The 19,182-nt window shown below is 67.4% G+C and carries 16 protein-coding genes; 12 read left to right on the plus strand and 4 right to left on the minus strand.

Annotated elements, in window-relative coordinates; genetic code table 11:
• Positions 1–78: 78 nt before the first annotated feature.
• A complete protein-coding gene (locus QZY44_RS15520) occupies positions 79–1,161 on the minus strand; it encodes a serine hydrolase domain-containing protein (RefSeq protein ID WP_295447879.1) in 1,083 nt (360 codons plus the stop codon).
• A 222-nt stretch (positions 1,162–1,383) separates the two neighbouring features.
• On the opposite strand from QZY44_RS15520, the gene QZY44_RS15525 reads away from it, so the two are divergent.
• The 3 genes from QZY44_RS15525 (at position 1,384) to QZY44_RS15535 (ending at position 3,760) form a co-directional block, all read left to right on the plus strand.
• Entirely contained in the window at positions 1,384–2,049 is a 666-nt protein-coding gene (locus tag QZY44_RS15525; protein WP_295447882.1) for a protein-L-isoaspartate O-methyltransferase, read from the plus strand.
• 73 nt (positions 2,050–2,122) lie between these two features.
• Positions 2,123–2,707 (plus strand): isochorismatase family protein, encoded by a 585-nt coding sequence (locus QZY44_RS15530; RefSeq protein ID WP_295447885.1) that lies wholly within the window; start codon positions 2,123–2,125, stop codon positions 2,705–2,707.
• A 690-nt stretch (positions 2,708–3,397) separates the two neighbouring features.
• Positions 3,398–3,760: an RNA-binding protein gene (locus tag QZY44_RS15535; protein WP_295447888.1), complete on the plus strand. Its 363-nt coding sequence runs from the start codon at positions 3,398–3,400 to the stop codon at positions 3,758–3,760.
• 173 nt (positions 3,761–3,933) lie between these two features.
• On the opposite strand, the gene QZY44_RS15540 is transcribed toward QZY44_RS15535, so the two are convergent.
• Positions 3,934–5,898: an LOG family protein gene (locus QZY44_RS15540; RefSeq protein WP_365304514.1), complete on the minus strand. Its 1,965-nt coding sequence runs from the start codon at positions 5,896–5,898 to the stop codon at positions 3,934–3,936.
• Between the two features lie 6 nt (positions 5,899–5,904).
• Positions 5,905–6,453: a glutathione peroxidase gene (locus tag QZY44_RS15545; protein WP_295447891.1), complete on the minus strand. Its 549-nt coding sequence runs from the start codon at positions 6,451–6,453 to the stop codon at positions 5,905–5,907.
• Between the two features lie 213 nt (positions 6,454–6,666).
• Between QZY44_RS15545 and QZY44_RS15550 the strand changes: the two genes are divergently transcribed.
• Positions 6,667–7,413: a ferredoxin--NADP reductase gene (locus QZY44_RS15550; RefSeq protein ID WP_295447894.1), complete on the plus strand. Its 747-nt coding sequence runs from the start codon at positions 6,667–6,669 to the stop codon at positions 7,411–7,413.
• A gap of 51 nt (positions 7,414–7,464) precedes the next feature.
• Here the strand turns inward: QZY44_RS15550 and QZY44_RS15555 are convergent, their stop codons facing one another.
• Positions 7,465–8,727: a sodium:proton antiporter gene (locus tag QZY44_RS15555; RefSeq protein ID WP_295447897.1), complete on the minus strand. Its 1,263-nt coding sequence runs from the start codon at positions 8,725–8,727 to the stop codon at positions 7,465–7,467.
• A 150-nt stretch (positions 8,728–8,877) separates the two neighbouring features.
• On the opposite strand from QZY44_RS15555, the gene QZY44_RS15560 reads away from it, so the two are divergent.
• From QZY44_RS15560 to QZY44_RS15595, 8 genes are all read left to right on the plus strand, one after another.
• On the plus strand, positions 8,878–9,285 hold the full coding sequence (locus QZY44_RS15560) for a hypothetical protein (RefSeq protein ID WP_295447899.1): 408 nt from the start codon (positions 8,878–8,880) through the stop codon (positions 9,283–9,285).
• 12 nt (positions 9,286–9,297) lie between these two features.
• Positions 9,298–9,753, plus strand: coding sequence for a hypothetical protein (locus tag QZY44_RS15565; RefSeq protein ID WP_295447902.1), 456 nt, complete (start codon positions 9,298–9,300; stop codon positions 9,751–9,753).
• Positions 9,754–9,774: 21 nt separating this feature from the next.
• A complete protein-coding gene (locus QZY44_RS15570) occupies positions 9,775–13,143 on the plus strand; it encodes an SUMF1/EgtB/PvdO family nonheme iron enzyme (RefSeq protein WP_295447905.1) in 3,369 nt (1,122 codons plus the stop codon).
• Positions 13,144–13,981: 838 nt separating this feature from the next.
• Positions 13,982–14,821, plus strand: coding sequence for a DUF2726 domain-containing protein (locus tag QZY44_RS15575; protein ID WP_295447908.1), 840 nt, complete (start codon positions 13,982–13,984; stop codon positions 14,819–14,821).
• An 85-nt stretch (positions 14,822–14,906) separates the two neighbouring features.
• Positions 14,907–16,544, plus strand: coding sequence for a thiamine pyrophosphate-dependent enzyme (locus QZY44_RS15580; RefSeq protein ID WP_295447912.1), 1,638 nt, complete (start codon positions 14,907–14,909; stop codon positions 16,542–16,544).
• Between the two features lie 10 nt (positions 16,545–16,554).
• Positions 16,555–17,052, plus strand: a complete 498-nt coding sequence (locus QZY44_RS15585) for an indolepyruvate oxidoreductase subunit beta (protein WP_295447916.1) — start codon at positions 16,555–16,557, stop codon at positions 17,050–17,052.
• A 153-nt stretch (positions 17,053–17,205) separates the two neighbouring features.
• Positions 17,206–18,540, plus strand: a complete 1,335-nt coding sequence (locus QZY44_RS15590; RefSeq protein ID WP_295447920.1) for a phenylacetate--CoA ligase — start codon at positions 17,206–17,208, stop codon at positions 18,538–18,540.
• 194 nt (positions 18,541–18,734) lie between these two features.
• Complete coding sequence (locus QZY44_RS15595) at positions 18,735–19,172, plus strand: amino acid-binding protein (protein WP_295447923.1); 438 nt, start codon at positions 18,735–18,737, stop codon at positions 19,170–19,172.
• The last annotated feature ends 10 nt before the right edge of the window (positions 19,173–19,182 follow it).

The following is a 19,182-nucleotide window of genomic DNA, read 5'->3' on the forward strand; positions in this document are numbered from 1 at the left end:
ACATCTTGAATCCTCTTAAAGGGAAGTTGGTTCCGGTGGGCCTCGGTTCATCCGCGTGGCCGTTCTCAAGGGCTCGAATCAAGCTCCTATTTTATACCACTTTTGATTATATTTCAAAGCGTTAAATGTGACGAAGTAGAAGTAGTCGCCATCCGGGATCTTCTGCGGCGCCAGGCGCTTGGCGGCAAGGTCGGTCGGGAGCAGGCTGGTGCCCAAACCAGTCCCGGCCCAGGTGCCCAGGTCCGCGATGGTGGAGTACATGCCGCCGCCAGCCTGACCCCAGCTGACTGTCCAGTCGGAGACGTCCGTGCCGGGCGCGACGGTAGCCCCGATCGCCTCCATTTCCTTGGTGCCCGTGGCGGCCACATAGCCGCGTGAGGCGGGATCGGGCATCGTCGTGACGTCGGGCGCCTGGAGCGCGGACTGGGTCAGCCCGGCGCGCTTGGCGACATCGGTCACGATCTGATCGATGGGTTTGCCGGTGAGCTTCTCGAGCATCTTGCCCAGGATGATAGTGTTGGTCGTGGAGTAGCCGCCCGTGCCGGGGGCAGAGAGCGGCAGGGTCATCGCCGCGTCGATCAGGTCGTCCGCGGTCCAGACCTTGGTCGGGTCGGCGGCGACGCCCTTGATGGCGATGCCCGTGTTGCCATAGTCCTGGATGCCGCTGCGCATCCCCGCGAGCTGATCGACCCTGATGCCCGCGATCACGGGGTACTTGGTGGCGAGGTCCGGCAGGATCTCATCGATCCGGGACTCGAGCTTCAGCCGGCCCGCGGCGATCTGCTCCAGGACGGCGACGACCGTGAAAGTCTTGGTCACGCTGCCGATGCGGCCGTGGTCGCTGATCGTCGCCTTCGCGCCACCCTTGACCGCTTCGCCGTAGGCCTGCGTATAGAAGCCCTTGGCCGGCTCCCAGACCCCGATCCACAGGCCCGGCAGGTCCGGGCTCTGCGCCAGCGCGTTCTGCGCCAGCGTGTCGATCGCGGCGGCGTCCGCGGCACCCATGGGCGTGGTGGTGAGTCTGGGGCCGCTCCAAGATGCCGTCGCGCGCAGCGCGGGCGGGGACGGCTCGGCCGCGATAGCGGACGAAGCGGCGGTGGCGGCGAGGAGGCCGACGGCCATGGCGAGGGCGACGGCCCGCAAGGCTCGTGGTCTGCGCATCTTGTAGGTTCCCCAATTCCGAGATGGTGCTACGGCCAGCCAGGCTGGATCTGGCAAAAGCGTCTGAGAATTCTATCAAAAGACGGATCGCAGAATCCGAACGGCTATTTCCGTGAAGGGGAGTGGACGCGCGCCTTCCGCAGGTAGTTGCGCGGCCGGCCCAAAGCCCTTAGCCTGACACCCCTTGAAGCGGCAGCCACCCATCTCCCGGAGACCCTCAGCGTGGACCTAAACAGCAAGATCGCACGTTTCAACATGATCCAGCAGCAGATCCGCCCCTGGGATGTGCTCGACGATCGGGTGCTCGACGTCATGGGCGGGCTCCCGCGTGAGGGTTTTGTCCCGGACGCCTACCGCGGCCTGGCCTACGCCGATGTGGAGGTTCCGATCGGTGAGGGGCAGGCGATGCTGGCGCCGAAGGTGGTCGCCCGCCTGTTGCAGGCCCTGGATGTGCAACCCGGCGAACGCGTACTGGAGGTCGGCACCGGCAGCGGCTACCTGACCGCGTGCCTGCGCCGGCTGGGTGCCAGCGTGGTCAGCCTGGAACTCGACCCCGCCCTGGCCGCTGCCGCCCGGGAGCGTCTCGCCCGCTTGGGGCTCGACGAGATCGAGGTCCGCACCGCGGACGCCCTGGCCGGACCGGCCGCGGGTGGTCCGTTCGATGTCATCGCGGTGACGGGCTCGGTGCCCGGGACTGAGGTCCTGTGGGTGTTGGAGGATCAACTGGCCTTGGCCGGGCGCCTCTTCTGTGTGCTCGGCGAGCCGCCGCTCATGGAGGCCTGGCTGATGACCCGGGCGGCCGATGGGTCCATGCGCCGTACCGCGCTGTTCGAGACCAGTATCCCGGCGCTGGCCAATTGCCCCGAGCCGCGGGTCTTCGTGTTCTGAAGTCGCTGGGCCCCCGGCCTAAGCACAATAAAAGCTGAGTCAATCAGCAACAACAAAAATCGGAGGACATCCCTTGAGCATTCAACCAGTCCAGATGCCGCTGTGTCAGCGGGACTCTTCGCAGTTACTCATCATCGACGCCCAGGAGCGGCTGGCCAAGGCCATGCAGCCCCACGAGCTGGAGCAGATCGTCACCAACATCAACCGGCTGCTCGCGGCCGCCAAGGTCTTCGGTATCCCGGTGATCGCCACTCAGCACAACTCGCCGGGCTTGGGGCCGATCATCGCCTCGATCGCCCGGAATCTGCCGGCGGACACCCAGCCGACTGAAAAAACTGCCTATTCCTGCTGTACGGCCCCGGGGTTCGAGCGCAATATCTCGGCCCATCCGCAGCGGCGCCAATTGATCGTGGTCGGCATGGAGGCCCACATCTGCATCTCCCAGACGGTTTCCGGGCTCCAGCGCTGGGCTTATCAGGTTTTCGTCCCGGCCGATGCCATCATTTCGCGCAAGAGCGAGTGTAAGACCAACGTGTTGGACCGCATGCGCAACGGCGGGGTCCAGGTGTCGTGCACCGAGTCGGTCGCCTTCGAGTGGATCGGTGACTCGACCAACGAGCACTTCCGTGACGTGTGGTCCTTGTTCCGCAATCAGTGATCTGATGCGGGTGCTCCGGCGGCGCCGGTGGTGCTATAGCTGGCACCGCGAAACGCCGCTTCTGGTATCACTCAGGCCACCGGGTCGCCAGCAAGAAATTCGACAGGATTAACAGGATTTTTGGCTGTGACGTGCGGTAAGGATACATCCTGTAAATCCTGAAAAATCCTGTGAATCCTGTCCATTTTTTGATCTCACGCTGACTCCCGGATGATATCGGGATCTGTGCTTCGCTCTACTAAGCCCTGCGGCCGCCACTGCCGGTGGGGGGCGGCGGCCGATAAATTTGATCGAATCACGGTTGACGCATCGATCCCGATACACTACTTTTCTTCTTGTATCCATTGCGACTAGCATCCAGGGTTCCGATCGACCGACACGACCACACGCCAGCGCCCTCCGGCCTTCCCCCCAGGGGACTGTTTTCGGGACCCGAACCGTCTGCGCGCCCAGCTGACCACCTGCCCGGGTGGCGCTGCGCGGCTGTCGGCACCCTCCCGATCCATTCCCAGGCATGCAGCCGACCCTGGTCTGCGGCGGCTGGTCTCCTGTCGTTTGCGTACCCCGGATGTCACAGGTCAGGCGCTGCCAGACCCCGGCCGCACGTAGATTCTTTCCGGCGAGCGGACTTGTGTGTTGGTCGCTCGCTGGGCTCCCTACGATCAATACACAAGAGCGTGAGAGACAGCGATGAGGATCTACGTAGGCAACTTGACCTATAGCGTCACCGACGATGATTTGCGTGATATCTTCGGCGAGTATGGTGAACTCGCAAGCGCCGAGGTCATCAAAGACAAGTTTTCCGGACAATCCAAGGGCTTCGGGTTTGTGGACATGCCCGACAACGGCGCGGCCGACACCGCCATCAAGGAACTGAACGAGTCCGTGTTCAAGGGGCGCAAGCTGACCGTCAACGAGGCGCGCCCGCGTGACCAGCAAAGCCGTCCGCGTGGCGGTGGCGGTGGCGGTGGCGGTGGTGGTGGTTGGGGAGGGGGCGGCGGTCGCGACCGTGATCGCGACGGCGGCGGCCGGGAGGGCGGCGGCCGGTACTGATCCGGGGTCCGGTATAGACCGACCGGCGGCACGGGGGCACTTGCCCTCGCGCGGCCAGTCGATCCCGAATGCGGGGAGCCCTGTCCACCGGTGCGGCGTTGCCGTCGTGCCGTGCCGTGACGCCGCCCTATGCATCGGTCAGGGATGGCGCGAGAGCGGCTGTTGCTTGAGGATCACCCCAACCGCAGGGTCTTCTTGTAGAAGCGCGGGACCTCGTCGGGATCGCAGCTCATCAGGATATTGTCGAGCAGCCATCCGGGGGTGCGCCCAGCGCGGACCATGCGTTCGAGTTGGGTCTTGAGTCCTTCCCAGTAAAAGTCACCCCCCGAGCTGTCGAGGAAAACGACCGGGCTTGCCTCAATGACGCCGAGCTTCATGTCGGTGAGGGTGAGCCCGATCTCCTCCAGGGTGCCGACACCGCCGATCAGAAAGATGTGGAAACTGGCGATCTCGAACCAGCGCTGCCGCGATTGGCGGCTGCGCGCCTGAAAGGTCTGGTAGAAATCGGCGGTCTTGTTCTGCTCCTGGTCCATGGTCTCGATGAAGCTGGAGCCGACCAGCAGGCCGCGCCGGTGGGCGGTATCGGTGACCTGCTGCATAGACCCGGGGCCGCCGCCGGTGAGGATGGCGATATCGCTGCCGAACAGCCCCTGGAGGTTCTCGATCAGCCGTTCGGTGTCAACGATCTCTTGATTATTCAGCGGCTTGACCGAGCCATAGATGGCGAATACCAGGGCGGAGCGGAAGCGATCCACCGTGTCTGAGGTGGTGAAATAACCCCGCATGCCGCGCAAGACGTGCCGCACGATGTGGCCGCGGGCCTCGTTACACCAATACACCTCGAGCCCCAGACCCTCATAGTCGGCCAGGCGGGCATGGTCGCGCTCCGAGAGGAAGACCCCATGTTCGAAGGAGGTACGCCGGAAGCACAGGCGGGCGACCTTGCGGCGGAGCGCCGCGGCACAGATCTCCGCGTGTTCGATGAGATTGGGAAAGTAGCCGAGCAGCAGCGTCGCCGCGGCGTCGTCCGGGAGTTGGTCGAGTGGGGTGGGGCAGGCGCCGCCGTGGGGTGCGGGGTTCTGCGCGCTGGCATCCTCTTCGCTGTGGGGCGGCTCGGGGCTGTCCGGGCGGGCGCACAGCAGGTCCGGCGTGCCGCCGTGCAGCAGGGCCGCTGGGTCGGTCGTCGCGGCCATCAGCCGGTGACAGTCCTCGACCATGAGCGGCGAGGACTCCAGCCGGTCGAATACCTGGATCAGCGCGCGGTACTCGGACTCGGCCGCGCTCGCTTGGGGTTGCGGTCCGCCGTGCCAGTAGTGGTGCTGCGGTTCCCGGCGGGTGGCCGGATGGACGGTGGCGGCCACCGTGGGGTTGACGATGAGCTGATCGGAGCGGTTGATGAACTCCAGATAGATGTTGGTGCCGCGGGTGGACACAGGGTCGAGCACCGTGGCCTGGAGGTGCACGCCGAGTGCCTCGTCGAGGTTGCGCAGGACCACGCAGTGTCGGTGCAGGAACATCGAACAGGCGGTCACCAGGCCGTCCATCGGGGCCAGTTCGATATTGGCGACCTGGGTGCGGACCTGGAGTCGGTTGAGCAGCTCCTTCCCGTCCGCGTGGTAGGCGACCGCGTGGACCTCCTCATAGGTCAGTGGGGTGCGAAAGCGAAAGACCTGTTGTTCGGGCCGCAGGATCAGGTAACCGTGGGCGTCCAGTGAAAAACCGCTCGGCACCTGGATCTGGTTGTCGCGGATCAGCGCGTGGATCTCGGTGGAGCTCAGGCGCGTGTCCCGCGGGCAGAAGACCAACCGGCCGACCCGCATCCCGGCGACCACCAAGCGCTCCAGATGCTCGGCCATCCCGTAGGCACGGATGGCGGCGACCACCTCCAGGCGCAGGTCGCAGGAACAGGCGTCGAGGACCGGCTCGGCCAGCGCCGTGATGTTGATCCCGAGCCGCGCCAGCCGGCTGCGGGCCGCGAACAGCAGTTCGGACTCACGCCCCCGCACCAGTTCGCGGAAACCCAGCGGGAGCGCAAAGTGTGCATCCACCACCAAGGCCTCGCCTTGGCGCCCTTGCACGCGCGTGATCCAGCCGTCGTCGGTTTGGGGTGTCGCGTACATGGCGCTGACTTGAGGCATCCGCCCTCACAAGAGTTTTTCGATCGCCTCCGCCACCTTTTTGCTGTCCGGCGAGGTGAGACTCGCGAAATAGTCGACATAGTTGCCGTTGCGGTCGATCAGATATTTGTAGAAATTCCACTTGGGGTAGGGGGCGCCGGCGGCTGCGAGGCGCTCGAACAGCGGTGTGGCGCTGCCCTTGGTCACGCTGACCTTCTCGAACATCGGGAACTCGACCGAGTAGGTGAGTCGGCAGAACTTCGCAATCTCCTCCTCGCTGCCGGGTTCCTGCTTCAGGAAGTCATTGGACGGGAAGCCGAGCACCACCAGACCGCGGTCGCGATACTTGCGATAGAGCGCCTCCAGCCCCTCGTACTGCGGGGTGAAGCCGCACTTGCTGGCGGTGTTGACCACCAGGATCACCTGGCCGCGATAGGCTTCGCAGAGGTTGACGACCTCCTCCCCGGCCAGCCGACGAACGCTCAGATCGAGCAGCGGCGGGCAGGCCGTCGCCGGGTCGGCGGCGACGGCGCCGCTGATGGCGGTCAGACCGAGGGCGAACAGTGTGGATTTCACGATAGGTGCTCCGCAGTGGATAGTCATTTCTCTGAATGAACATGGTGCGCACCCCGGAAATTGCAATCGCGCGGCGTCCCCGGGGCGCCGCCGGGCACCGGGCGCTTTGAATGCGCCTTGGTCGGACCAATCTCCGCTTCACTCGGGGACTCGGGGACCGCTGCGGCCCCCAGTGCCCTATTTCGGAAATTCTTTTAAATCAGGAATAAGGCGATGGCGAGCGAATGGGTCAAAGGCACGGTGGTCGGCAAGCACACCTGGGCGGAGGGTCTCTACAGCATCCAAGTGGAGGCCCCGGTGGCCGACTTCAGGGCGGGCCAGTTCGTCAAGATCGCGCTGGATATCGCGGGCGAGCGGGTGGGGCGGCCCTACTCGCTGGTCAATCCGCCGTCCGAGCGCCCCCTGGAGTTCCTCTTCAACGAGATGCCGGGGGGGCCGCTCACCCCGAGTCTCTCGGTCCTCAACCCCGGTGACGCGGTGTGGGTCTCGGCCCAGGCCGGGGGCATCTTCACCCTGGAGGCGGTGGCGCCCGCCGCGAACCTGTGGCTGCTGGCCACCGGGACGGGCATCGGGGTCTATCTCTCCATCCTGCGCACCCCCGACCCCTGGGAGCGCTTTGAGCGGGTGATCCTGGTTCACGGTGTGCGCAGCGGCGCCGATCTGGTCTACGGCGAGACCATCGCCGCGCTGGCTGCGCGCTGGGGGGAGCGCTTTACCTTCGTCCCCGTGGTGAGTCGCGAATTCTGTCCCCAGGCCTTGGGCGGGCGCATCACCGATGCGCTCACCGGCGGTGAGTTGGAGGCGCGGGTGGGGGCGCGCATCGAGTCTGCCTTCAGTCATGTGATGTTGTGTGGTAACGCCTCCATGATCAAGGACGTCAAACAGATCCTGGAGGCCCGCGGGATGGTGCGCCATCGTCGCAATGCCCCGGGGCAATACAGCACCGAGCATTACCATTGAGTGCATGCAAATGATGCCGCGGGGCATTCGCGGCCATTGGAAAACCCGTTGTCAACGAACAGTGGAGAACTCCAGGTCGCCCCGCTGCCCGATCGCCCGAATGACGGCCCCCAGCGTCAGGCCCTGCACCACGATGGAGAAGACCACCACGATATAGGTCACTGAGACCAGCACGTCGCGGACCTCGCCGTGCGGCAGTGAGAGCGCCATCGCCACCGAGATGCCGCCGCGCAGTCCGCCCCAGGTCAGGATCGCGACCGCCCGCGGCGACCAGCTACGGAAACGGCGCAGCGCCGCCAGCGGCAGCCCCGTGCTGACCGCCCGGGCCAGCAGCACCAAGGGGATGGCCAGCAGGCCGGCGAGCAGTATGGCCCCACTGATGGTCAGCACGATCACCTCCAGCCCAATCAGCACGAACAGCACCGCGTTCAGGACCTCGTCGATCAACTCCCAGAAGGCGTCCACGTATCGCATCGTCTCGGCCGACCACACCCCTTCGCGGGCCAGGTTGCCGATCAAGAGCCCGGCGACGACAACGGTAATCGGCGCCGAGACCTGCCAATGCTCGGCCACGGCATAGGCGCCGCTTGCCACGGCCAGGGTAATCAGCACCTCCACTTGATAGTTATCGCTGCCGCGCATCATCAGATAGGCCAGGCCACCGCTGACGAGCCCCAAGGCCAAGCCGCCGAACGCCTCCGTCAGGAAGGCTTGCACGAACAGGCCGGGGTGGGCCACCTCGGCGCCAGTCGCGATCTTCGCCAGCACCAGGAAGAGCACCACGGCCGCCCCGTCGTTAAACAGGGATTCGCCCGTGATCTTGTTCTCCAGGCTCTTGGGCACGGCGGCTTGCTTCAGGATACTGAGCACCGCGATGGGGTCGGTCGGCGAGATCAGGGCGCCGAACAGCAGGCAGTAGATCAGCGGGACCTTGAGCCCGACCAGAAAAAACAGCAGCCAGGCGCCGCCGCCGACCAGCACGGCGGAGATCACCACGCCGACACTCGCCAGCAACAGGATCGACCACTTGTACCGGGCGAGATCGGCGACCCTCACATGCAGCGCCCCGGCGAAGAGCAGAAAGCCCAACAGGCCGTGCAGTACGGTCTCGTTGAAGTCGATGCCGGCGAGCAATCGCCGTATGTCATGTTCCAAGGGATCGTTGCCCGGGATCAGCAGCAGCGCCGTCAGCGAGGCGAGCAGTGCGATCAGCATCAACCCGATCGCGGTCGGCAGCTTCAGGAAGCGGTCGTTGAACCAACTGAACAGCGCCGACAGCGTGATCAGTGCGGCAATGATGTCGAACAGTCTCATGGCGTGGGTCGGTCCCGGGGCGGTGCGCGAAAGGGTCTTAGCGTAATGCTATCGCGAAAACCAGGAAACCGCCTGCGGGATTGTGCGGCAACGGCGCGACACGATGGCGCCATGGCACGGTTGCCCTGGGCCAGTGAACCCGTTAGCCTATTGGCACACAGACATGACGGGGATCGCGCTGATGGCAACTCCGACACCCAGGCGCGCGACCTGCTCTACCGCTTCGACACCGTCGGCCGCTTCCACGCGAGCCAAACCGAGGGCCGCGCGGCCGACCCGCGGCGCTTCATCTCATTCGAGGCCCTGGGGCGCGCACTGCTTCACGCCAAGTCCCAGGCGTATGGCCGCGACGACCTGCGCCTGCCCGATGCCGCGGTGGGGCACCCCGGCCGCCCGACGCGCACCGTGGTCCTGATCGACGAGATCGACAAGGCCCCGCGCGACGTGCCCAACGACCTGCTGGTGGAGATCGAGCGCCTGCGCTTCCCCATCCCGGAGCTGGCGAGCGACACCGACCCCCTGCCGACGGTGGAGCTGACGCTCGCCGAGCGTGCCTAGCGGCCCATCGTGGTGATCACCAGCAACTCCGAGAAGGCCCTGCCGGAACCCTTCCTGCGCCGGTGCGTTTACCATCATCTGGAACTGCCCCCCTTCGACCAGGACCTGGAGGGTCAGGACCGGGCCGGCGAGGTCACGATCGAGGACATCGTCAAGGCCCGTCTCGGTACCCGCTTCGTGGGCGGTACGCTCTTCGCTGACTTGCTGGACTTCTACCGCTTCCTGCGCCGGGACGCCCAGGGTCTGGGCCACAAGCCGTCGCTGACGGAGCTGCTCAACTGGCTCGACGCGCTGGTGCCCGAGGCCCGCCGCGGCGCACCCCCGGGCGGTGTCGCCGACCTGGACCCGGCGGACCTGCTCGCCAAGACCCGCGGACTGCTATTCAAGAACCAGTCCGATCAGGCCCAGGCCAAGGCCCTGCTGGACCGGTGGCGGGAGTCGCCGCGTCCGGGCCTGCGGGGCCGTTGAGAAACGCGTGACGCGCCGGTCATGAGCGTGCCCGAGCCCGCCCCGGCCCCCCTCGAGCCCGACTTGGGTCCCTGGTCCGAGCCCTGGTCCCGGCTGCGGGAGCTGGACCGGCTGCTGCAAGGCGCCGGCCTGCCCACCGGCCCCGACCGCTGGCAGAACGCCCAGGACCTGCTCGCCTCGCTCGCGGCCGGCCACCGCTTGCCGGCCGACCCACAACGGGTGCGTGCGCTTTTGGCGCCGCTCTTCTGCCGCTCCCCGGACGAGCAGCGGCGTTTTGCCCAGGTCTTCGACCAATGGTTGGGCCAGGCCGGCGCGCCCACGGCCGATGCCGCGCCCACGCCGGTGCGGCGCGCCGCGAAGCCCCGCAAACCACCGCCGCAGACCCGGCTGCGGCCCATCCTCCTGGGTCTCGGCGTGCTGGTCATGGCCCTGGCCTTCGGGCTCTACCGCTGGCTCCAGCCCGTGGCGGAGCCGCCGGGTCCCGGGCAGACGCCGCCCACGATCCAGCCGATCGACCCGGCACCCATCAAGGGCTCCAGCGACGGTTATCTGAAGCTGCCGCTTGAGCCGATCCGCCCCCGGACCCCGCCGGAGTCGTTGGGTCCGGGCCCGGACGCCCGCCGCTGGCTCGCGGTCGGCGACTGGCTGTTGCCGGCGCTGCCGGGGCTGGCCCTCCTCGCCTGGGTCGCCTGGCGCGCCTTGCGCCGCCGCGACGTGCTGCGCTATCGCAAGGGCGATGCGGATTCACCCCTGCGCCACCTCACCCTGGCCGGGGAGGACGACGAGCTCTTTACCGACCCCGCCCTGCGCAGCGCGCTGCGCCGGCTACACACCCCGGTGCGTGTGCCCACCACCCGCCTGGACGAGCGCGCCACCGTGGAGCGCACCGCCCGCCGTCAGGGGCTCTTCGCCCCTGTCTACCGCGACCTGCCGCGGGTGCCCGACCTGGTGGTCCTGGTGGACTTCCAGCACCGCGCCGACCACCTCGCGGGGCTCGCAGAAACGCTGGTGCTGCGCCTGCGCGAGGCCGGCATCGAGGTCCACCGCTACCCCTTCCAACGCCATCCCGCCCGGGTGCTGGGGCCGCGCGGGCAGGGGATCGGCCTCGCGGAACTGGCCGCCCGCCATGCCGGCGCCCGGCTCCTGATCGTCGGCGACCCCGCCGCCTTCGTCGACCCCTGGCGCGGGTCCGCTGCCGACTGGACCCAGGTCCTGGCCCTGTGGCCGCGGCGCGCACTGCTCGCCACCCGCGCCGTGCCGGACCCCTGGCGCGCCGCCCTTGAGGGCGCGGGGCTGGCGCTTGCCCCCTTCGGCGAGGCCGGGCTGATCCGTCTGGCCGGCCACCTGACCCAGGCCCCGGCCACGGCCGGCGGTCTGCCGGAGTCGACGCTGCCGGGCGCACTCGGGACCAGCGCCGCCGCCTTTGACCCGGCCCCGGACGTGTCGGACCGGCGCGCCCTCTTGGCGGACCTGGACGCCTGGCTCGGCCCCCACGGCGGCCTGCTGCTCGCTGCCGCGGCCGTCTACCCCGAGGTGCACCCGGGACTGACCCGGTTGCTGGACCAGGCACTGTTCCCGGCCGACCCCGCCGCGACCCGCGCCCAGCGCCTGCTGCGCCTGGCCCGGTTGCCCTGGCTGCGCGCCGGCCACCTGCCGGACTGGCTGCGCCTGGCCCTCTCCGACCGGACCGGGCGCGCCGAGGCCCGGCGCATCGGCGCCATTTACCGGGAGCTCCTGGCGCGCGCCAGCGTGGACGGCGATGAGGCCCTGCGCCTGCCGGTGGCGGTCTCCGGTTCACCTCGGTCCTGGCTGGCGCGTCTGCGTACCGCGTGGCGCGAGCGGGGCTGGCGCCTGGGGCGCTGGGTCCATGACCTGGCGGCGCTCGCCGGTCCGGACGCCCCGCTACAGGACCGCAACTTTCTGGATGCCGTGCTGCGCCCGCGTCTGCTCGACTTTCTGTTGCCGCGGCGGCTGGCCCGGCGGTTGCCCCGGCGGCCGGGCGGATTCAGCGGTTTCTTGGCAGCAACGGCCCTGGCCCTGTTGCTCGGGCTCGGGTTGCATCTGGCCTGGCGGGGGGGCGACGGGTTCGGTCAGCCGGGGCTGCGGGCCGTCGCCGCGCAGGCGGCGCAGGCCGCCGAGGCCCTGTCGCGCCGGGGAGTCCGGGTCGAGATCATCCACACACCGGGCACGGCCGGTTTGGCGGCGGGGTTGGCCGGGGTGCTGACGCAGGGCGGCTTCCCGGCGCCGGGACTCGTTGAGCTTTCCGCGCCGGCGGCGGACGCACCCGGTCCGGACCAGCCGGCCGCGGCGGTGCGTAGGGTCAATACCGTCCAGATCGGAGCCGCGGCGACGGTCGCGCCCGGTGCCTTCGCCGCCGCCCGGCTCCAGTACCTCGCCTGGGGCGACCCGTCTGTCATCGCCGACCGCCTGACCGACCCGCCCCCGGGCGCCGACGCCGCCCTGGCCGATACCCCGCCCGCCGGCAACCTGATCCGTGTCTGGCTCACCACTACCGGCCACGGTGCCGTCTTCGCCGATCCGTTGGCGCGGCCGCTGACCGACGCCGAGCGAGCCCGGTTCCAGAACCCCAAAGGGCTCGATCTCCCGGAGCCGACGTTGCCGCGGCCCAAGGTCTTCCGTGACCGGCTGAAGAACGGCACTGACGGTCCGGCCATGGTCGCACGACCCGGTGGGACCTTCCAGATGGGCTCGCCGGAGGATGAGCCTGAGCGCGCGGACGACGAGGGTCCACGCCATGAGGTCAGGGTCCAACCCGTTGCCATCGGCCAGACCGAGGTCAGCTTCGCCGACTACGATCGCTTCGCCGAGGCGACCGGCCGCAAGAAGCCGAATGATCAGGGCTGGGGCCGCGGCGACCGCCCGGTGATCAATGTCTCCTGGAATGACGCGACCACCTATGCCGCCTGGCTCGCCGAGCAGACCGGCCAACCCTACCGCCTGCCGACCGAGGCCGAATGGGAATACGCCGCCCGTGCTGGGACTGACACCCCCTTCTGGACCGGCAAATGCGTCAACACCGACCAGGCCAACTATGATGGAAAATACGACGACTACAACGACTGCGGGGCCAAGACCGGGGTCTATCGGGAGAAGACCGTCCCGGTCGGCAGCCTGCCCGCTAACCCCTGGGGGTTGCATGAGGTGGCTGGCAATGTTTGGGAGTGGACCTGTTCTATCTATGCCGCCCCATACGACGGGCAAGAGCAGAAATGCGAAAGCAATAATGATGTCAAAAGCGATGTCCGGCGCGTGGTTCGCGGCGGCGGCTGGAACTTCTTCCCGGGGAGGCTCCGGTCGGCCTACCGCAACTGGAACACCGCGGATGAAGCGGGCAGCTTCCTGGGTTTGCGCCTCGCCAGGACTCTTTAGCCCTTTGCCATCTGTCCTTTGTCCCTTTGCACTCAGGCCCTCAGCCCATCGTTAGGGTTGGGGCTTGTGATGGACTTGACGGCACGTCCCGCGAGGCTTCATCTGCACCGCGCCAGGTCCCAGCGGTACCGCTCAAGGGGCGCGCGGCGTCCCGCGGGGCCGGCGCGGCACCGCTCCAAAATCCAGGCGTGCCGCGCCAGGTTCCAGCGGTGCCGCTCAAGGGTCCAGCGGCGTCCCCCAAGGCTTCAGATGTGCGCCGCAAGTGTTGCGGCGCACGCCTGAAGGGATACGGCGTGTGGATGTGCGCCAACGCATTGTTCCTTTTAATTTTTTTGCATCACGCCTGAACCTTTGCGGCGCACATCTCAAGAGCTCAGGAACGCGCCGCAAGTCTTGAGATGTGCCAAACGCGATCTTAGCGACACCGCTCAAGTCCCCAGGCGTCCGCCTCCGGTTCAGCGGCGCACAGTTTCATTCTGTCTGGGGCCTGCCGCAGTCTCCAGGGGCGCGATTTAAGTCTGGCGCGGGCCCTCCCGGAACTCCGGCGGCGCGATTCTTTCTCGTTCCCACGCGGAAGTAGGGGAATGCCGGGCGGGCGCTCCGCGTCCCTGCGGATGAATGGACGCGGAGCGCCCGCGCGTGCTCCCACGCGGGAGCGTGGGAGCCAGAGTGCCTGCGTCCCGCGTGACTTCCGGCGCGGCCCTCGTGTAATATTCTAAGGTTTTGTTTTCACGATGACATCGAACATCGGGTCGGTGTCTTCAACGTATGGCTGGCCGCGGGCGCGATCCATCGGCAAGACGGCTGCATCGGCGGCCAGCCATCAGGTGACTGCACAGTGGGACATTTTTATTTCTTGCTCGGCTTGGGGGGCCTGCTCCTCCTGGCCCTGATTCTGAGCCTGCACCGGCGCTTCGGGCGCCGTGCACGGTGGCCTTATCTGGCGGATGAGGCGCTGTTCTCGCCGCCCCAGCGCGCCTTTCTGGCCGTGCTGGAACGCGCGCTGGGTCCCGACTACCGGGTCTACGGCCGGGTGCGGGTGGCGGAGGTGATCGGGGTGCGGCGACGGCTGGACCGTGCGGCGCGGCGCCGTGCCTTTGCGCGCTTGGGGGATCGCCAGTTCGACTTCCTGGTCTGCCGGGCGGGGAGCGGCGCCATTGCCTGCGCGGTGAATCTGGTCCCCCGCTCGCGCATGGGCCGTGCGGTGCGGCCGGATACCCTGGATCGGGTCTGTGTCGCCGCCGGCCTGCCCTTCGTGCGGCTGCGCGAGGCCGACGACTATCTTGAGGCGGAGTTGGTGCAGCGTATCCATGCGGCCATCGCCGCCCTGCGCCCGTCGGCCCGGGCGCCGGCGCCGCCGGCGGTCCCGCGCGCCGTGCCGGCAGGCCCGGCGGCGCAGGAGGTCCGGCACAGCCTCTCCGAGGTGTCGGTGGACGACGCGCGGGAGCCGCGGTTGCGGCCGGTGCGGGCGCGTCCCCGCGCGGTGGACCCGACCCCTACGCCGGTGCCGCCCGTCGCCGCCGCGCCGACCCCCACAGCGACCACGGCCCCGGCGTCTGCCCCGCGCATCGAACCGACCCTCTCGGCGGCGGGTGACCTGGACCCTGAGCCCACGTTTCATATCGATGAGGGGCTTGACCACGAGGACGACCGGCCGGCGCGGCGGCGGCGCTTCTGAGCGTGCGCGGCGCCTTGCTGCGCCGCAGCAATCGGGAGGATAATCCGCGGTCACCGATCTCCCGCCGACGAGGGGCTTACGACGAATGAGCGATGCACCACAACTCCTGAGCGGCGATGAGGCCATCGCCTTGGCCGCTCTTCATGCCGGGGTCCGCCTGGGTACCGGTTATCCGGGTACCCCATCCACGGAAATCCTGGAAACCTTTGACCGGCTCGGCGGGCGCGCCCAGTGGTCGCCGAACGAGAAGGTGGCATTGGAGGTCGGTTTGGGCGCCGCCTTCGGCGGGGCGCGCACCCTGGTGACCATGAAGCACGTGGGTGTCAACGTGGCGGCGGACCCCTTGTTCACCGCCGCTTACACGGACCTGGCCGCGGGTCTGGTTCTGGTCTCGGCGGACGACCCGGGCATGGCCTCCAGCCAGAACGAGCAGGACAATCGCCACTACGCCCGCGCCGCCAGCGTGCCCATGCTGGAGCCGATGGACTCTCAGGAGGCCTACGACTTCACACTGCTGGCCTTCGAGCTCTCCGAACGCTGGCATCTCCCGGTGCTGTTGCGCGTCACCACGCGGGTCTGCCATGCCAAGACGATCGTGTGGCCGCAGAATGGGTTCGCGGCCGGGTCGCCGGTCGCGCCTGAACCGGGCTTCAAGCGAGATATCCCGGCGCGGGTCATGATCCCCGCCTACGCCAAGCCGGCCCACCGGCGGCTGCGTCAGAAACTCGCCGAGATCGCCGCCTGGAACAATGCCGAGGGGCCGAATCGGGTCTTCGCGGGCGGCCCCCAGTTGGGTCTCATCGCCACCGGCATTGCCGCCATGCATGCTCGTGAGGCCGCACCGGAGGCATCACTACTCACCATCGGTCTCACCTATCCGCTGCCGCTGGAGACCATCCGCGCCTTTGCGCAGGGCTGTGAGCGTCTGCTGGTGCTGGAGGAGGGGGACCCGGTGCTGCTGGACGCGGTGCGCGCTGCCGGTATTCCGGCCGAGGGCAAGCCGGAGCAGTATCGCTTCGGGGAGCTCAACGTGGCGCGGGTGCGGCGCATCCTGGCCGGGGACCAGAGCGCCGAGCCGGTGCCGCCCAAGGGCAAGCCGCCGGAGTTGTGCCAAGGCTGTTCCCACCGGGGGGTCTTCGAGGTCTTACGCGATCTCAACTGTATCGTTGCCGGTGATATCGGCTGTTACACGCTCGGCGTGCTGCCGCCCTTCCAGGCCATGGACACCTGCGTCTGCATGGGTGCGAGCATCGGCGTCGGCCTGGGGCTGCGCCACGTCCTGCCGGAAGAAGAGGCGCGGCGGGTGGTGAGCGTGATCGGCGACTCCACCTTCGTCCACTCCGGGATCACCGGCCTGGCCGAGATGGTCTACAACCCGCCCGCCACCGGCCATGTCGTGATGATCCTGGACAACGGCACCACCGCGATGACCGGACAGCAGGAGCACCCGGGCACCGGCCGCACCCTGAGCCACGATCCCACCGGGCGCATCCACTTCGAGGACCTGGCCCGCGCCATGGGCGTGCAGAACGTCCATCTGGTGGATTCCCAGGCGCCGGAGGGCACCTTGGCGGCGCTGCTCAAGGACCTGTTGGCCAGGTCCGAGACCTCGCTGGTGGTGACCCGTCAGCCCTGCGTCCTGGCGGCCCCCAAGATCCGCTTCTATGAGAAGGCCGCGGCCGATCGGTCGGCGACCGCCCCCGCTCCAGTCGTCGATGATTGAGGTCGAGCCCATGAGTAAAGTTCATAACGTGGTCATTGCCGGGCTCGGCGGTCAGGGGGTCATCAAGGCCTCCGACATCCTGGCCGACGCCGCCTTTCGCGCCGGCTACGACGTCAAGAAGAGTGAACTGCATGGCATGAGCCAGCGCGGTGGCTCGGTGAGCAGCGATGTGCGCTTCGGGCCGCAGGTCTGGAGTCCCATGGTCCCCACGGGGGAGGCGGACGTGCTCGTGGTGCTGGAGGAGACGCAGGTGGAGGTCAATCGTGCCGTCTTGGGGCCGGACGGGGTGCTGATCAGCCCCGACCTGCTCGATGCGGAGGCGCTCAAGAACAAGAAGAGCCTGAATGTGACCCTGCTGGGGGCGCTGTCGGCGCAGCTGCCGATTGCGCAGGAGCACTGGCTCGCCGCCATCCATGCCAATCTGGCGCCCAAGCTCCACAAGCTCAACGAACAGTCATTCTCGCTCGGGCGTGCCGCCGCGGCCGCACGTGAGACCCCTGCTGCCTGAGGATAAAGAGACAGGATTAACAGGATGGCTGACGGCGTGGGTCATGATTTTCTCATCCTGTGAATCCTGAAAAATCTTGTTAGTCCTGTACAATTTTTGTCCGACAGGTACGGCTTTTCACCTCAATAGATGACGTTGACCGAGGGGGACACGATGCAGACAGAGTTGTGGAACGATGCGGCGGGGGGCTTTCATCCCGCCAGTGCACCGGATTTTCTGCCCGCCGAGCGCCTGAAGGAGGTGCAACTGCGCCGCCTGCGCGCGGTGGTCAGCCGCGCCTATGAGTATGTGCCACTGTTTCGCCAGCGCCTTGAGGCGCGTGGTCTGACCCCCGATGCCATCGGCGAGCTGGCGGACATCGCCAAGCTCCCGTTTACGATCAAGACCGACCTGCGCGATACCTATCCGTTCGGTCTCTTTGCGAGCCCGATGGGGGATATCGTGCGCCTGCACGCCTCCTCCGGGACCACCGGCAAGCCCATCGTGGTCGGCTATACCCGCGAGGACGTCGATGTGTGGGCCGAGGTGATGGCGCGCACCTTCGCCGCCTGCGGCCTGCACCGCGGGGATATCGTGCAGAATGCCTTCGGTTATGGGCTCTTCACCGGGGGCCTGGGCGCGCATTACGGGGCCGAGGCCTTGGGAGCCACGGTCATCCCGGTCTCCGGGGGTAATACCGAGCGTCAGCTCATGGTGTTGCGCGACTTCGGCGTCTCCGCGCTGTGCTGCACCCCGAGCTATTTCGTCCATTTGATCGAGCGCGCCAAGGAGGCGGGCGTGGATCTCAAGGGCTTGCCGCTGCGCGTGGGGGTCTTCGGCGCCGAGCCCTGGTCGGACGCGATGCGCGTACACATCGAGGCAAACACTGCGCTCAAGGCCTATGACATCTATGGGCTGTCGGAGATCACCGGCCCTGGGGTGGCCAGCGAGTGCGCCCAGCAAGACGGCCTGCATGTCTTCGAGGACCATTTCTACCCGGAGATCATCGACCCCGAGACCGGGGCCAGTCTGCCGGACGGGGCGGAGGGCGAGCTGGTGTTGACCACGCTGAGCAAGAAGGCGATGCCGATGATCCGCTATCGCACGCGCGATATCACCCGGATCATCGCCGCGCCCTGTGCCTGCGGGCGGACCCTGCGGCGCATCGAGCGTATCGGCCGCCGCTCCGATGACATGATCATCATCCGCGGGGTCAACGTCTTCCCGTCCCAGGTGGAGGCCGCACTGTTGCAGGTAGAGGGCGCTTTGCCCCATTACCGCATCATCCTTACACGCAAGAGCGGGCTGGATCAGATGGCGGTGGAGGTGGAGGTCACGCCCGAGGTCTTCAGCGACAAGGTTGGCGCACTGGAGGCGGTACGCGCCCGTCTGGCCCAGGCCATCGAGCAGATCTGCGGTATTCGCGTGGACCTGCGGTTGGTGGAGCCGCGCACCATCGAGCGCAGCGAGGGTAAGGCCAAGCGCGTCATCGACCAGCGCGCGATTTGACAGACCGATTTTTGGCCTTGATCGTCGTTCCGGTCGCGAGTAGACCGGAGGTCGAGGCTTTAGCCGGTCGGCATTGCATCTTAGCGGCGCTGGTCCGGCTGAAGCCTCGACCTCCAGTTTGGGGCACCGGGCGGCGGCCGGAACGATGATCGAGATCGCCCGCTAGTTGTCACACACCAGGGGAGTCATAGACCATGAAATTGCAGCAACTCTCACTCTTTCTCGAGAACCGTCCCGGGCGCCTGGGCGCCCCGCTGGAGGCGATCGCCGCGGCGGGCATCAATCTGATGACCCTGTCGCTGGCGGACACTGCCCAGTTCGGCATCCTGCGCCTGATCGTGCGTGAGTGGGAGCAGGCCCGGCAGGTCCTGGAGGATGCCGGTTGGGTGGTCAATCTTACCGAGGTGGTGGCGGTGGACCTGCTCGATCGCCCCGGCGGTTTGGCCCAGGCACTGAAGGTCCTGGAGAGCGCGGGGCTCAATATCGAGTATCTGTATGCCTTCTCACTGCGCCGCGGCGACAAGGCGATCCTGATCTTCCGCTTCGACGACCCGGATCAGGCCATCACCGTGCTGAAGGCCGCCGGCCTGCATGTGGTGGATGCCGAGGAACTCTTCAGCCACGTTGCGTGAGTAGTGACCT

The organism is uncultured Thiodictyon sp. (genome assembly GCA_903837595.1).
GTDB lineage: Bacteria > Pseudomonadota > Gammaproteobacteria > Chromatiales > Chromatiaceae > Thiodictyon.